Origin of the sequence: Methylomonas koyamae, assembly GCF_001644025.1 — a bacterium.
Lineage (GTDB): Bacteria > Pseudomonadota > Gammaproteobacteria > Methylococcales > Methylomonadaceae > Methylomonas > Methylomonas koyamae_A.
Genome location: NZ_LUUK01000177.1, coordinates 127,354 through 140,848, shown reverse-complemented (window position 1 = coordinate 140,848; position 13,495 = coordinate 127,354). Strand labels below are relative to the sequence as shown.

At 53.1% G+C, this 13,495-nt stretch carries 17 protein-coding genes; 16 read left to right on the top strand and 1 reads right to left on the bottom strand.

Features of this window, described 5'->3' with window-relative positions; all coding sequences use genetic code 11:
• Positions 1-131 precede the first annotated feature (131 nt).
• The 11 genes from A1355_RS14940 (at position 132) to A1355_RS26190 (ending at position 9,170) form a co-directional block, all read left to right on the top strand.
• A complete protein-coding gene (locus A1355_RS14940) occupies positions 132-1,520 on the top strand; it encodes an OpgC family protein (RefSeq protein WP_064029522.1) in 1,389 nt (462 codons plus the stop codon).
• A gap of 25 nt (positions 1,521-1,545) precedes the next feature.
• Positions 1,546-2,754, top strand: coding sequence for a cation:proton antiporter (locus A1355_RS14935; RefSeq protein WP_064029520.1), 1,209 nt, complete (start codon positions 1,546-1,548; stop codon positions 2,752-2,754).
• Between the two features lie 97 nt (positions 2,755-2,851).
• On the top strand, positions 2,852-4,294 hold the full coding sequence (gene nhaD / locus A1355_RS14930) for a sodium:proton antiporter NhaD (RefSeq protein WP_064029518.1): 1,443 nt from the start codon (positions 2,852-2,854) through the stop codon (positions 4,292-4,294).
• 45 nt (positions 4,295-4,339) lie between these two features.
• Complete coding sequence (locus tag A1355_RS14925) at positions 4,340-4,945, top strand: DUF502 domain-containing protein (protein WP_064029516.1); 606 nt, start codon at positions 4,340-4,342, stop codon at positions 4,943-4,945.
• Positions 4,946-4,975: 30 nt separating this feature from the next.
• Positions 4,976-5,518, top strand: coding sequence for a hypothetical protein (locus A1355_RS14920; protein WP_064029514.1), 543 nt, complete (start codon positions 4,976-4,978; stop codon positions 5,516-5,518).
• Between the two features lie 18 nt (positions 5,519-5,536).
• The gene (locus A1355_RS25285; RefSeq protein WP_157197899.1) at positions 5,537-5,746 is read left to right on the top strand and encodes a hypothetical protein; all 210 of its coding nucleotides are present in this window, start codon (positions 5,537-5,539) and stop codon (positions 5,744-5,746) included.
• Positions 5,747-5,936: 190 nt separating this feature from the next.
• A complete protein-coding gene (locus tag A1355_RS14915; protein ID WP_064029512.1) occupies positions 5,937-7,058 on the top strand; it encodes an inorganic phosphate transporter in 1,122 nt (373 codons plus the stop codon).
• 19 nt (positions 7,059-7,077) lie between these two features.
• The gene (locus A1355_RS14910; RefSeq protein WP_064029510.1) at positions 7,078-8,121 is read left to right on the top strand and encodes a methyltransferase domain-containing protein; all 1,044 of its coding nucleotides are present in this window, start codon (positions 7,078-7,080) and stop codon (positions 8,119-8,121) included.
• Positions 8,112-8,735 carry a sigma-70 family RNA polymerase sigma factor gene (locus tag A1355_RS14905; RefSeq protein WP_064029508.1) on the top strand — a complete coding sequence of 208 codons (624 nt, stop codon included), beginning with the start codon at positions 8,112-8,114 and terminating at the stop codon, positions 8,733-8,735. Before A1355_RS14910 ends, A1355_RS14905 begins: the two co-directional genes overlap by 10 nt.
• Positions 8,728-8,928, top strand: coding sequence for a zf-HC2 domain-containing protein (locus A1355_RS14900; protein WP_064029506.1), 201 nt, complete (start codon positions 8,728-8,730; stop codon positions 8,926-8,928). The genes A1355_RS14905 and A1355_RS14900 overlap by 8 nt, the downstream gene beginning before the upstream one ends.
• 8 nt (positions 8,929-8,936) lie before the next feature.
• Positions 8,937-9,170, top strand: coding sequence for a GDCCVxC domain-containing (seleno)protein (locus tag A1355_RS26190; protein WP_082885559.1), 234 nt, complete (start codon positions 8,937-8,939; stop codon positions 9,168-9,170).
• Between the two features lies 1 nt (position 9,171).
• Here the strand turns inward: A1355_RS26190 and A1355_RS14895 are convergent, their stop codons facing one another.
• On the bottom strand, positions 9,172-10,068 hold the full coding sequence (locus A1355_RS14895) for an HD-GYP domain-containing protein (RefSeq protein ID WP_064029505.1): 897 nt from the start codon (positions 10,066-10,068) through the stop codon (positions 9,172-9,174).
• Positions 10,069-10,289: 221 nt separating this feature from the next.
• Between A1355_RS14895 and A1355_RS14890 the strand changes: the two genes are divergently transcribed.
• The 5 genes from A1355_RS14890 to A1355_RS14870 are packed head-to-tail and all read left to right on the top strand — an operon-like array spanning position 10,290 to position 13,495.
• A complete protein-coding gene (locus tag A1355_RS14890) occupies positions 10,290-10,622 on the top strand; it encodes a hypothetical protein (RefSeq protein ID WP_064029503.1) in 333 nt (110 codons plus the stop codon).
• An 18-nt stretch (positions 10,623-10,640) separates the two neighbouring features.
• Positions 10,641-11,513 carry a DUF692 domain-containing protein gene (locus A1355_RS14885; protein ID WP_064029501.1) on the top strand — a complete coding sequence of 291 codons (873 nt, stop codon included), beginning with the start codon at positions 10,641-10,643 and terminating at the stop codon, positions 11,511-11,513.
• Positions 11,510-12,277 (top strand): DNA-binding domain-containing protein, encoded by a 768-nt coding sequence (locus tag A1355_RS14880; RefSeq protein WP_064029499.1) that lies wholly within the window; start codon positions 11,510-11,512, stop codon positions 12,275-12,277. Before A1355_RS14885 ends, A1355_RS14880 begins: the two co-directional genes overlap by 4 nt.
• Positions 12,278-12,287: 10 nt before the next feature.
• The gene (locus tag A1355_RS14875) at positions 12,288-12,854 is read left to right on the top strand and encodes a DoxX family protein (RefSeq protein WP_082885558.1); all 567 of its coding nucleotides are present in this window, start codon (positions 12,288-12,290) and stop codon (positions 12,852-12,854) included.
• The gene (locus tag A1355_RS14870) at positions 12,851-13,495 is read left to right on the top strand and encodes a DUF3047 domain-containing protein (protein ID WP_064029497.1); all 645 of its coding nucleotides are present in this window, start codon (positions 12,851-12,853) and stop codon (positions 13,493-13,495) included. The genes A1355_RS14875 and A1355_RS14870 overlap by 4 nt, the downstream gene beginning before the upstream one ends.

Here is a 13,495-nt window from a genome sequence, read left to right as displayed (position 1 = left end):
CAGCACTGGAGTCGTCATGGTGAGGCATGTTATCCGCATTTGGGGTGACATGATGACCAACACCATAGACTTATTCAGAATAATTACAACGTAGCGGACGCACATCCGCCTCATTTGCCACAGGACATATCATGGGATCACAACTCAATCCAGTGCCAGTACGTAACCCGCAACTGGATTTTTTTCGTGGCTTTGCCTTGATGGTTATCTTTATCAATCATATGCCAGCCAATCCTTGGTTCTGGTACACACCGTCACGTTTCGGATTAAGCGACGCAGCGGAAATTTTTGTATTCCTGTCCGGATTTGCCTCTGCCTTAGCTTATGGGCGTTGTTTCGAACGTGCCGGATTGTGGTTAGGCAGTGTCCGCATCATGCATCGCTGCGGACAAATCTACGTCGCTCACTTGGCCTCGTTTTTGTTGATGACCATGATCTGCGTAGTTGGTAACCGCTGGATACCCGAGACAGACGATATTCAACGCCTCAACATTGGCTATTTCTTCGACAACACGCAACAGGCTGTGCTTGATTTATTCAGTCTGGCCTATGTCCCCAATTATTTCGACATCCTGCCGATGTATCTGGTGTTGATCATGTGGGTTCCCGTGGTATGGGTATTGACTCAGTTTCATAGCGCTCTGGCAATCAGCTTTTCGGTTTTGATTTATGGTGCGGCTTGGTATTACGGTTGGGAATTGACGGCAGACCCGACGACGGGCCGCCCTTGGTATTTCAACCCGTTTAATTGGCAGTTGATGTTCTTTACCGGCTTTGGCTTGGGTGCCGGCTGGCTACGAATACCCGGCAGGCATTGGTTGCTATTGTTGGTATGCGCATTGTTTGTGCTGGTATCCATCCCGCTGGGACATGAAGCGACCTATCGTCAGGTGGCATTCTGGGCCGCATTGCGCACGCCATTGGAACCACTACTCGACAAAAGCCATCTGGGATTGTTGCGCTGGGCTCACTTGTTAGCACTGGCTTATCTGATGAATCAATTATGCAAATGGAAACCACAGTGGCTAACAAAGGGCTTGCCACGTTTGATCATCAAAATGGGACAGCAATCTTTACCGATTTTTCTGTGCTGCATGGGGCTCTCCTATATCGGCGGCATCGCTTTGGATTGGTGTGGACGCGACGCTGCCAGTGCCGCCTTGGTTAATCTGGCGGGACTGGGGCTGATGTTGATCATGGCTCAAGTATTGGCCTGGCTGGATAGCAAACCCTGGAAATTGCCGGCCAACCATAACATCGCCAACGCATCTTCATTCGAAAGTTCGCTTGTTACGATCAACAGCGTGTCTAGCACCTGGGGCAAACAAGCTTTGCTGTTGCCGTTATTGATCGGTTTGGCCGTATTGCCGTTGCTGATGGTTCCCACCGAAGCACCTGTCGACCCAAGTTCAGCAGGCGTGATCGCCCAATCGCCAGCTGGCGATGACTTCCAAAAAGTCAATGCCGTTGTGCCAGCTGACGATCCGAATTGGGCGCTGGAACATCAGCAGCCGTTTTAGTCGGCTTGATTCGAAAAATAACGCTATGGAAACCCAAGCCGTTCATCAATTTTTCTTTCAGTTGATGGTCATTTTGCTGACCGCGCGACTGTTTGGCGAATTGTTTGCACGCTTGCAAAGTCCAGCCGTGGTGGGCGAATTACTGGCAGGGGTGATCCTGGGACCCAGTTTATTGGCGTGGCTGGAGCCGAGTCAGGTCATCAAATTGTTGGCGGAAATCGGCATCATCCTGCTGCTGTTCGAGGTGGGTCTGGATACCGATATTCGCCAATTGGCTAAAACTGGTTTGAAGGCACTGTTCGTCGCGGTCAGCGGCTTTGTTTGGCCATTTGCACTGGGCTTTTCGATCAGTCATTTCTTGTTCGGACGTAGTCTGCTGGAGTCGCTATTCATCGGCGGCACGCTGACCGCCACCAGTATCGGCATTACCGTTCGTGTTCTCACCGACCTGAAGCGGCATCACAGTCACGAAGCGCAAGTAGTGTTGGGCGCAGCAGTCATCGACGATATTTTGGGCGTGGTATTGCTGGCCGTTCTTTACGATTTTTCCAAGGTTGGTCAAATCGATCCGTCCAACGCCGTTCGGGTCATCGGTTTCATCGCGATGTTCTTTGTTTTGGCACCGCTGTTTGCCAAAGTCATTTCGCTGATGATTCGAAAATTCGCCAAAATCAGCCAGACCGAAGGCCTGATTCCGACGTTGATCGTTTCGTTGGTGCTGTATTTCGCTTGGTTGGCCCACGAAATGGGGGCGCCGGAATTATTGGGTGGGTTTGCTGCTGGGCTCGCGCTCTCCAGACGCTTCTTTCTGCCGTTCGGTTTGGCCTTGCATGAGGACTCCGATTTTACCGGCCGCATCGAAGCCCAAATGCTGCCTATCGTTCAACTGTTCGTGCCGATTTTTTTTGTGACGGTCGGGCTTTCTCTGAATTTACGCGCAATCGATTGGACTTCTCCATTCATTTGGGGATTTTCCGCCAGCCTTTTCGCAGTCGCGGTATTAGGCAAACTGTTAGGTGCATTATTGCTGCATGACCCGTGGAAGGAACGCTTGGCGATCGGTATTGCCATGATTCCACGAGGCGAGGTCGGTCTGATCTTTGCAGAACTGGGCCGCACTTCGGGCATTTTAAATAACGAAATTTATGCGGCGCTGATTATCGTCATCGCGATGACCACGCTGCTTGCGCCAATTCTATTGAAAGGATATTACCGTTGCCTGCATATCGTTTGAAACCAGCCTACAGGGTTGCCATTGACTTGAAAACCCAAGGCTTTTTTGGAATATGTGATCAACCGGTATGTCCGGTATTACTGAGATGGATGACTGTATGAAACATTTAACAACGATTTTGCTCGGCTCATTAACAGGTGCGGGGCTGTTTTTATTTCCAAGCCTTGTCCTAGCCGAAAGTGTAGCGCAATCCATGGATTTAAGCGGGCATTGGGTTGGATTTTTGGCCTTAGGCTTATTTACCGTCGCCTATGTATTCGTAGTTTTGGAGGAAGTGCTCGAACTGCGCAAATCCAAGCCGATGATGGTCGCGGCCGCGCTGATTTGGGTGGCGATAGCCTTGGTCTATAAGGATCGAGGGCTGTCATCGGTGGCGCAGGCTGCGATTCGGCATGATGTTCTGGACTATGGCGAACTGTTGTTGTTCCTGATCGTTTCGATCGCTTACATCAATGCTATGGAAGAGCGGCGCGTGTTCGACAGTTTACGCGCCTGGTTGGTGAATAAAGGCTTGAGTTATCGTCAATTGTTCTGGGTAACTGGCATCCTGGCCTTTTTCATATCTTCGGTATCCAACAACATGACCACCGCTATGCTGATGTGCGCGGTAGTGATGGCAGTCGGTAAAGACAATGCAAAATTTGTTGGCGTGTCCTGCGTCAATACGGTGGTAGCGGCCAACGCGGGCGGCGCGTTTTGTCCGTTCGGCGACATCACCACATTGATGGTCTGGCAAAAAGGCGTCATCGAGTTTTGGACGTTTTTCAAACTGTTCGTGCCCTCGGTGGTGAACTTCCTGATTCCGGCGGCTCTGATGCATTTTGCCGTTCCCAAGGAACAACCGGCGTCGATTCGCGCCAGAACTGCCACGCGCCGCGGTGCAAAACGCATCGTCGTTTTATTTCTGATGACGGTGCTGACAGCGGTTTTATTCCAAAACAATCTTCAGCTACCCGCCGCGGTAGGGATGATGGCCGGTCTGACTTACCTGCAAATGTTCGGTTATTTCCTGCATATCACCCACCAGGACGAACCGGAACTGGGCGTCGATCCTTTATATGGCGACGATAATGCCGAGCCGGACGATAGCGGTAGTTTGCGCTTTGACATTTTTCATCATTTAGCCCGTATGGAATGGGATACCTTGCTGTTTTTCTACGGCGTGGTACTGTGCGTGGGCGGTATCAATTTCATCGGCTATCTGCATCATTTATCCGGTTTCCTTTACGGTGAACTCGGTGCCACACCGGCCAATGTTTTGGTGGGTGTCATTTCTGCCTTGATCGACAACATCCCGGTCATGTTCGCGATCCTGGCCATGCATCCAGAAATGTCCGAAGGCCAATGGCTGTTGGTGACCTTGACCGCCGGCGTGGGCGGCAGCTTGCTATCTGTTGGTTCTGCCGCGGGTGTGGCGTTAATGGGTCAGGCCAAGGGCATTTACACCTTTATGACGCATCTGAAGTGGGCTCCGGTGATTGCTTTAGGGTATTTGAGCAGTATTGGTGTGCATTTCCTGATGAACGGCGGACTATTTTAACTGTCGAGCAAATAATAACTGATTCAACTTGATGAGGGCTTAACCATGAAAGAAACCATGCGAAGATTTTTCGATTATTTCCTGTTGGGCACGCTATCGGTTTTGCCCATTCTGGTCGTAGTACAGATCGTAGTGCTTATTGAGCGACTATTGCGCGACGTTTTTCGCGGTGTTCACGGTTATTACGAGAACTACTGGATCACCGCCTTGTTGTTTGCCATCACCATTTTGGCCTTAGGTTTCTTAGGCTATCGCATCCGCAACGGCAAGACTTACATGCTGAGTTTGCTGGAAGCCTATCTGGAAAAACTGCCAATTCTGAGCACGGTTTACCGCGTCAGCAAAAAATTGATCGGCATTTTTTCCGGGGATGGGCAAAACGCCCCTCGGGAAGTGGTTTATGTGGAATATCCAAAGGATGGCGTATGGGTACCAGCCTATGTCACCAACCAAATGGGCGATCTATACGTGCTGTATGTGCCGACATCTCCCAACCCCACCTCCGGGTTTACCGTCATGGTACATCGCTCCAAGATCGTCAAATCCACCATGACATTCGAGGAAGCCTCCAGCTTCGTCATCAGTGTGGGTGTTGACTTTTCCAAAGTCGACGATGCGGCCACCAAGTTAATTTCGCAACAGCCTCAATAATCATTCACTCTTCAATAAGGAACCCAACGCATGTACGACGATGAAATCATGACTGAAGCCAATCCCGGCAAGCGACATTTTGTGATCGAACAAGTCGTGTTCATCCTATTGATTGTGTTGTCTCTGGCTGGTATTTACATCACCAACTTCAATCCCGACGACGGCTATGGTTATTGGTTATTGATGGTTTTTGTGTTTGGACTGTTATCGGTGTTCGTAGCTTGGCTACAGTCAAAAAGCAGCGAGGCGAATTTTGGCGAGATTCTTAAGGCTCAAGCTATGCACTGGCTGCATACCATTATTGTCGTAGCTGCTGCGTTATTTCTGAATAAATCTGGTCAACTATCAGGGGTCGCGGCTGATTTGGTCATTTTATTGGTATTAGGGTTGTCAGCCATGCTCAACGGTTATCATGTCGGCTGGGAGTTTAGTCTGCTGGGCTTTTTCCTGGTGAGTTGCGCGATCATCATCGGCTACATCCCTGCTTTTATATGGGCCAGCGTAGTCCTCGCCATTGTTATCGTCATCGCGTCTTTTATGCGTGCATTCTGGTTTCGTCCCGAAGATGACTAGATCAAAGGAGACCATTTTATGAAAGGCATATTTAATTGGTTGGGTCAGTTAGATAATAAAAACCGCATTGCCGTCGCTATTTCAATATTGTGGGTAACGGTGGTGCCATTTTATCTCGTCCCTTTTGCTGGAGAATCCACCGGCCCAGTTGAACATTTTCTATGGTGGGGGTTGTTTCCGTTGTTTTTGTATTGGGGCCGCCGGTTTTGGGTCAGGAAATGGTTTTGAGCTATTGTTTCCGCCCTGGTCTTACCCATAGGAATATGTTTCGACCGTGCATTTTTTGGACTTTTCACTTCGTCCCGATTGGGTTGCGGCTTTTGGTCGCGAATAAGCAACAAATAAATTTTTTGTAAGGTTTCACGCTCCCCAGACGACTCATGACCATAGAGTCGATTTCATCATAGGAGCGTTACCGATGTTGACAAGTTTGCTATTCCTCGGCGTTTGCTTTCTGGCCTATGCCAACGGCGCCAACGACAACTTCAAAGGGGTGGCCAGCTTATACGGCAGCGGCACCGTCAGTTTTCGACAGGCGTTGGCCTGGGCCACGCTGACGACCTTGGCGGGCTCGATGGCGGCGCTGTTTCTAGCCCAGACCTTACTGGTCAAATTTTCCGGCAAAGGTCTGGCACCCGACGATTTGATCCACACGCTGCCGTTCATGATTGCCGTTGCGGGCGGCGCGGGAATGACGGTGATTCTGGCTACCCGTTTCGGTTTTCCGATTTCCACGACCCATGCCTTATTGGGCGCCATGGCCGGCAGCACCTTGTTGGCGACCTCCGGCAACATCAGTCTGGCGCCTTTGCTGAGCAATTTTATGCTGCCGTTGCTACTCAGTCCGCTCGTGGCGTTATTATCGGCCGGGCTCCTACATCGAGGTTTTAAGCTGTGGCTTGGCGGTCGGGCAAGCCATAACGACTGGTGTTTATGCGTTGAAAGGCCGGACAGTCTGGCGCTGGCCGGTAACGTCAGTATGGACATGGCGCTCGATTCGACATTGATTCCGTCGCCAAGCCTCGATCGTCAAGAGGCTTGCGCCGAGCGCCAAGCAAGCCAGATTTGGGGTTTCAATTTTGAACGCCTGCGCGACGGCCTGCATGTTTGCAGCGCCGGCGCGGTTTGCTTTGCCCGCGGCCTGAACGATACGCCAAAAATTGCCGCGTTGTTGTTATTGGCGCCGGGTTTCGATCTACACGGAATCATTATCGCGGTCGCCATTGCGATGGTGTTGGGCGGGATATTCAATGCGCGACGCGTTGCGGAGACCATGAGTCACAAAATCACGACCATCAGCCACGACCAGGGGCTTTCCGCCAATCTGGTGACGGCATTACTGGTTATTTTTGCCAGCAAACTGGGCATGCCGGTTTCCACCACCCATGTATCGGTTGGCTCGCTATTCGGCATTGGCCTGGTGAACGGCCAGGCCAATAGGTCTATGATTGCAGCCATTGCCTTATCGTGGCTATTGACGCTGCCCTGTGCGGCCATCTGTGCCGCTGCGGTGTATTACACAGCCAGCCAATTTCAATAATTTTTATTTAGGATCAGCCATGACCACCACCCTCGAAATCAGCGAATCTGTCCAGCACTATTACGGGCAGGTGTTGCAGTCCAGTAGCGACCTGAAAACCAGCGCCTGCTGTAGTATCGACGCCATGCCGACTTATCTAAAAGCCTTGCTGGCCGGCTTGCATCCGGAAGTGCTGGAACGCTTTTACGGCTGCGGTTCGCCGTTGCCGCCCGCATTGGCAGGCATGTCGGTATTGGATATGGGCTGCGGCACCGGGCGCGACTGTTATTTGTTGTCAAAATTGGTCGGACCGACAGGCCGGGTGATCGGCGTCGATATGACACCGGAGCAACTGGAAGTTGCTGTGCGGCATCGCGAATGGCATGCCGAACGCTTTGGTTTTGCCAACGTGGAATTTCTGAACGGCCATATCGAAAACCTGCACACCATCGGCATTGCCGATAACAGCATCGACGTCGTGGTTTCAAACTGCGTAATCAACCTGTCCCCGGAAAAACCCAAAGTGCTGGCGGAAATCTTCCGCGTACTGAAGCCGGGCGGCGAACTGTATTTCTCCGACGTGTTTGCCGACCGCCGCATTCCCAGCGAATTGCGCCAAGACCCGGTTCTACTTGGGGAATGCCTGGGCGGCGCCTTGTACTGGGAGGACTTTCGGCGCATCTTGCAAGACTTGGGTTGTCCCGATGTCCGCAAGGTCAAACAAAACACGATCAGCCTCGACGACCCCGAGGTATTCGGCAAAATCGGCATGGTCAAATTCGATTCGGTAACTGTGCGCGCTTTTAAAATGCCGCTGGAGGATCGCTGCGAAGACTTTGGCCAAGTCGCGGTCTATTTAGGCAGCATCGAGCAACACCCGCACAGCTTCGAGCTGGACGATCACCATCATTTCGAAACCGGCCGTCCGCTCAGGGTTTGCGGCAACACCGCCGATATGCTGTCCGGCAGTCGTTATGGCCGGCATTTTCAAGTGCTGGGCGATAAATCCACACACTTTGGTTTGTTCGATTGCGTGCTGGGGCCGCGCAGCACCATCACCCAAGCGGACGGCGCATGTTGTTGAAAAGCGTGCCCGCCAAGGCATCCACTTTAAACGAGGCCGTGCTGGCCGAACACCGGCCGGTGCTGTTTCGCTATGCCTTGCTGCAACTGAAGGATAACGAACTCGCCGACGACGCAGTGCAGGAGACCTTACTGGCCGCTTGGCAATCCTCGGCAAACTTCGAAGGCAAGGCTGGGTTACGCACCTGGCTAATCGGTATTTTGAAACACAAAATTGCCGACCACTGGCGGCGTAGCGCCCGTGAAGTTGTCACCTCTGACTTCGATCAAATCGATAACGGCGAGGACGAAGCAGACGAAGACGCGTTTTTCATGAGCAATGGTCACTGGAACGGCGGCCCCACCACCTGGAACGATCCCGAAGCGGCGCTCAAGCAACAGGAATTCTGGGCCATTTACGAAACTTGCCAGAACAACCTGCCGGCCAAAATGGCCCAGGTATTCATGCTGCGGGAACTGGTGGGCCTGGAAGCCGAGGAAGTCTGCCAGGAAACCGGTATCAGCGACGCCAATTATTGGGTCACCATGCACCGCGCCCGATTGCGGCTGCGCGAATGCCTGGAAATTCGCTGGTTCAATCCATCAAATGCAAAACAGGAGCAACGTCATGCGTAGTTGTCGCGATATTACCGCCCTGGTCTCTCAGGGCCTGGACAAGAAACTCAGCGTTAGCGAACGACTGGCGATTGGATTGCATGTGATGATGTGTTCCCGCTGCCGTAACTTCCAAAGCCAATCCCAATTCATCCGCAAAGCCGCGCATCGCTACACGGAACAATTGCAAAACCATTTAGGCAAGAAATCATAGGCTTTGTAATGGTTAACAGCGCAGTCTCCATGGTGTCTACACTGACCTGTCCACACTGTGGGCACCGCGAAACCGAGACCCTGCCCAGCGATGCCTGACAATGGTTTTACGAGTGTCAGGGCTGTCATACCCTGTTAAAACCCAAGCCCGGCGATTGTTGCGTGTTCTGCTCCTATGGTAGCGAGCCCTGTCCGCCGATACAGTTACACGGCAAACAGGCCGGGTGTTGCGGCGAAATCTGATTCACAACTTGTCCCGCAGCCGCCGCAGCCAGCTTTTGCCGTTGCCACTACCGACCGGTAAATACGGCAGCGATTCCTCCAGCAATCTTGCCAGCAAATCATGATCGATCAGGGCTTGTAAATCCGCTGCGCTGCCTTTTTGCATGGTTGGCTTCAGAGCCAATTTGCCTTGCTGCTTTTCCAAAGCAAAGCCGTTGCCACACACCCGGCAGAAGACCTTGTCGCCGGCTTTCTGGTGTTTATGCACCACCACAACCGGTCCGCACATTGGGCATTCGCGCATCGGAATGCCGGTGTCGCTGTGGCCCATAATGCCATCCAGTTCATTGGATTGTGCCAACTCGATGAAACGACGGGCGAAATGCAGATCAAATTGCTTGTCCAAATTCACCTCGATTTGTTCAATCGCCATCGCTAGGGGCATTCCTCGTCGATAAGGTCGGGTACTGGTCATCGCATCGAAGGCATCGGCAATGCCGACGATACGAGCCGATTCCGCAATCTTTCTGCCTCTTGATCCGAACGGATAGCCCAAGCCATCAATCCGCTCATGATGACTTAACACCGCATCCATCGCCAAAGGCGCCAAAGGATGCCCTTGTAATACTTGTGCGCCCAAGGCTGGGTGGGTTTTCATAACAGCATATTCCGCATCGCTAAGCTTACCGGTATTGTTAAGTATGCTGTCCGGCACGCCGACCTTGCCCAAGTCATGTAAAAAGCCGCCTAGCCCGGCAACCACAGCGTCCTGTTTTGCAAACCCGCACGCCAAAGCTAGCCGCGTCGAATACTGCGACACCCGCCATAAATGCCCGCCGGTATAAGGATCGCGGGCTTCGACCAGAAAGGCCATGCTGTAGAGCGTATGCAGTAAATCCTGCGTATGAGTATTTTTCATAGCGTGTCCTTGTTCGATGAATCAATCTGGATCGGACTTGACCATTGATTAAGTCGCAACTTAACCGCCTTTCCTTACAACACGGGATGAAATTTTTTAGTGCTGACTTCGTGCGGCTACAGGCCGAAAAATTTTGTAAGGAATTCAAACGGACTCCGACTGATAAGGCAGGAAGGCATTGTTGCTTGTCCTGATTATTCATTAATCCACTGGAGAACACCATGAACAAAAAAAATCTGACTTTGGCTTTGGGCGGCGCGATTGCATCCGGCTTGTTGAGCGCGGCACCGGCGATTCAAGCCGGCGAAAATCCGTTTGCCATGTCCAGCGTCAATCCGGCGCAACAATTGGCGCAGGCCGATAAAAACGCCGAAGGCGGCTGCAGCGGCAAGACCCGCGAAGGGAAATGCGGCGAGGGGAAATGCGGTGCCAATAAAATGAAAGACATGAAAGACATGAAAGGCGCCGAAGGCGGTTGCAGTGCGAAAATGCCGGAAAGCGGCTGTAGCGGCAAAATGCCGGAAGCGGGCTGCAGCGGTAAAACGGCGAAATAAGCCAGCGGAGGGGCGCCGATGTCTGTTCAACATCCTTTCGGTTTAAACGGTGCCGGTCTCGGCTTGCGCAGAAGCCTTCTGCCGGCCTTGCTGGTAAACAAACCGGACTGCATCGATTTTTTCGAGGTCTCACCGGAAAACTGGATAGGCGTCGGCGGCGCGCTGGGCAAACAATTTCGCGCCCTGACCGAGCGTTATCGGTTCGTGGCGCACGGGTTGGCGTTGTCCCTGGGTGGGCCGGTGCCGCTCGATACGCAATTTTTAAGGGAGCTTAAGGCCTTTCTGGATGACCACGATTTTGCCTTGTACACGGAACATTTAAGTTTTTGCAGCGACGAAGGGCACTTTTATGACTTATACCCGATCCCGTTTACCGAGCAGGCAGTAAAACATGTCGCCGCCCGTATCCGCCAGACCCAGGATATTCTGGATCGGCCCATCGCCTTGGAAAACGCCTCCTATTATGTGCAGCCACCGCATGCCGAAATGGACGAGCTGAGCTTTATCAACGCGGTGCTGCAGGAAGCCGATTGCTATCTGCATCTGGACGTCAACAACATTTATGTGAACAGCGTCAATCACGGCTATGACGCCTCGGCCTTTCTACGCGGCTTGCCGGGCGAACGCATCGTCTACGGCCATGTGGCCGGGCACGACATGGAACCATCCGGCCTGATCATCGACACTCACGGCCAGAAAACCATCGAGCCGGTATGGGCACTGCTGGATGAAGCCTATCAACATTTCGGGGTTTTCCCGACGCTGGTGGAGCGCGACAGCAACATCCCGCCGCTGGAAACCTTGGTGGGCGAAGTCGAACGCATCGCCACGCTGCAAACCCTGCACGGGATTGGACGGACGCAAACGCAAACCCTGGAAGCCGCCGCATGACCAACCAGGCCTTCCAATCCCAGCAACGCGCGTTCTTGAACTACTTGCGCAACCCCGTGGACGCCTGCCCGCCGCAAGGCTTCGCTGCCGAACGTCTGAACGTTTACGCCGAGCTGCTGTACAACAAATTCGACGAAAGCCTGAGCGCCTGTTTTCCGGTGATCAACCGCATTCTTACGCCACCCGCCTGGCGCGAACTGTTGCTGGAATTCATTGCCGGCCATACCTGCCGCACGCCTTATTACCGGCGGATACCCGATGAATTCGTGCATTACCTGCGGCAGACTAGGCCCGAAGACCCCGAGCTGCCGTTCCTGGCCGATCTGGCGCATTTCGAATGGGTGGAACTGCAATTGTCGATCGCCGAAGCCGTCGACCTGCCGCACAATATGTTGACCGCCGAACAATTGTTACGGGCCGTGCCGGTGTTCGTGCCGGTCATGCAACTGCTGACCTATCAATGGTCGGTAGAAGATATCGGCCCGGATTATCTGCCGACCGAGGTGCCGGAAGACATCACCTACATCCTGGGTTTTCGCGACCACCACGACCAAGTGCAATTCGTGGCCTTGAGCACGGCCACCGCGCATTTGGTGCAACGCCTGCAAAACAGCGGGCTTAGTGGCGAACAGGCCCTGACCGAAATGGGCGGCCACTTGCCGCCAGCCGCCTTGAGCCAATTCATGCGTTTCGGCCTGCAAACCCTCGCCGAACTCAATCAGCGCGGCGCCATCGTGGACAGCCGGCCGCTTTCATTATCTTAAGGAGACACCCATGTCATCACCATCGGAATCCAACCACATTTGTCCAGGCTGCCTGATCGCGGGCTGCGTCGATGTCATCTGTTGGGCACCCGGCAAAATCAACCGCTGGCTGGAACAAAGCGCCAAGCCCCTGGCGCCCTTGTTTTTGCGGCTGCTGTTGGCTTACGAATTCGGCGAAGCCGGCTGGGAAAAACTCGGCGGCGACAATTGGTTTGCAGAGATGGGCTTTCCGTTCCCCTTCAACCTGCTGCCGGCCCAATTCAACTGGCAACTTGCATTGTGGCTGGAAATCATCGCCCCCATCGCCTTGATTGTGGGCTTCATGACCCGGTTTTTCAGCGCGGCGCTGGCCGTTTTGACCATCGTCGCCATCACCACCGCGCATTGGCCTGCCGAATGGCACACCTTGACCGAACTATGGCAAGGCTACAGCATCAGCGACAAGGGCTTCGGCAACTACAAATTGCCGTTGATGTATCTGTTTATGCTTGGCTCGCTAACGCTCAGCGGCAGCGGGCTATTCAGTGTCGATGTCTGGCTGCAACGGCGCACATTGCCTGTATCGGCGGAACAGTGAAAAAGTTACTGCTGTTTTTAGGTATTTTACTGATGCACCGACCTGGATTCGCTGAATCGGTATTGCCGATAGGCGATTTCAGCCACGGCTGTCTGGACGGTTGGGAGCATAAAAGCTTCAAAGGCGAAACGCGCTATCGTTTACTAGCCATCGATGGCTTGATGGCATTGACGGCCGAGAGCCATGCCGCCGGTTCCGGTTTATTCAAGGAGCAACGCGTCGATTTAACCCAAACGCCTTATCTGAATTGGTCCTGGCGCGTGTCGCAGCCGTTGACCGGCTTGAATGAACAGAGCAAGCCCGGCGACGATTACGCTGCCCGCGTCTATGTCGTCGTCAAGGGCGGTCTGGCATTTTGGCAGACCAGGGCCATCAATTACGTTTGGGCCGGAAATAGTCAAAAGGACAGGATTTGGCCCAATGCCTTTGCCGGTGATCATGCCATGATGCTGGCTTTGCGCGGTTCGGAAGCCCCTCTTCAAACTTGGCAGCATGAAAAACGCGACATCCGGGCCGATTTCAAACGCTTGTTTGGCGAAGATATCACCGTTATCGATGCCGTCGCCATCATGACCGACACCGATAATAGCGGCCGCACCGCTTCGGCCGCTTACGGCGACCTGTGGTTTTCCAAGGATTAA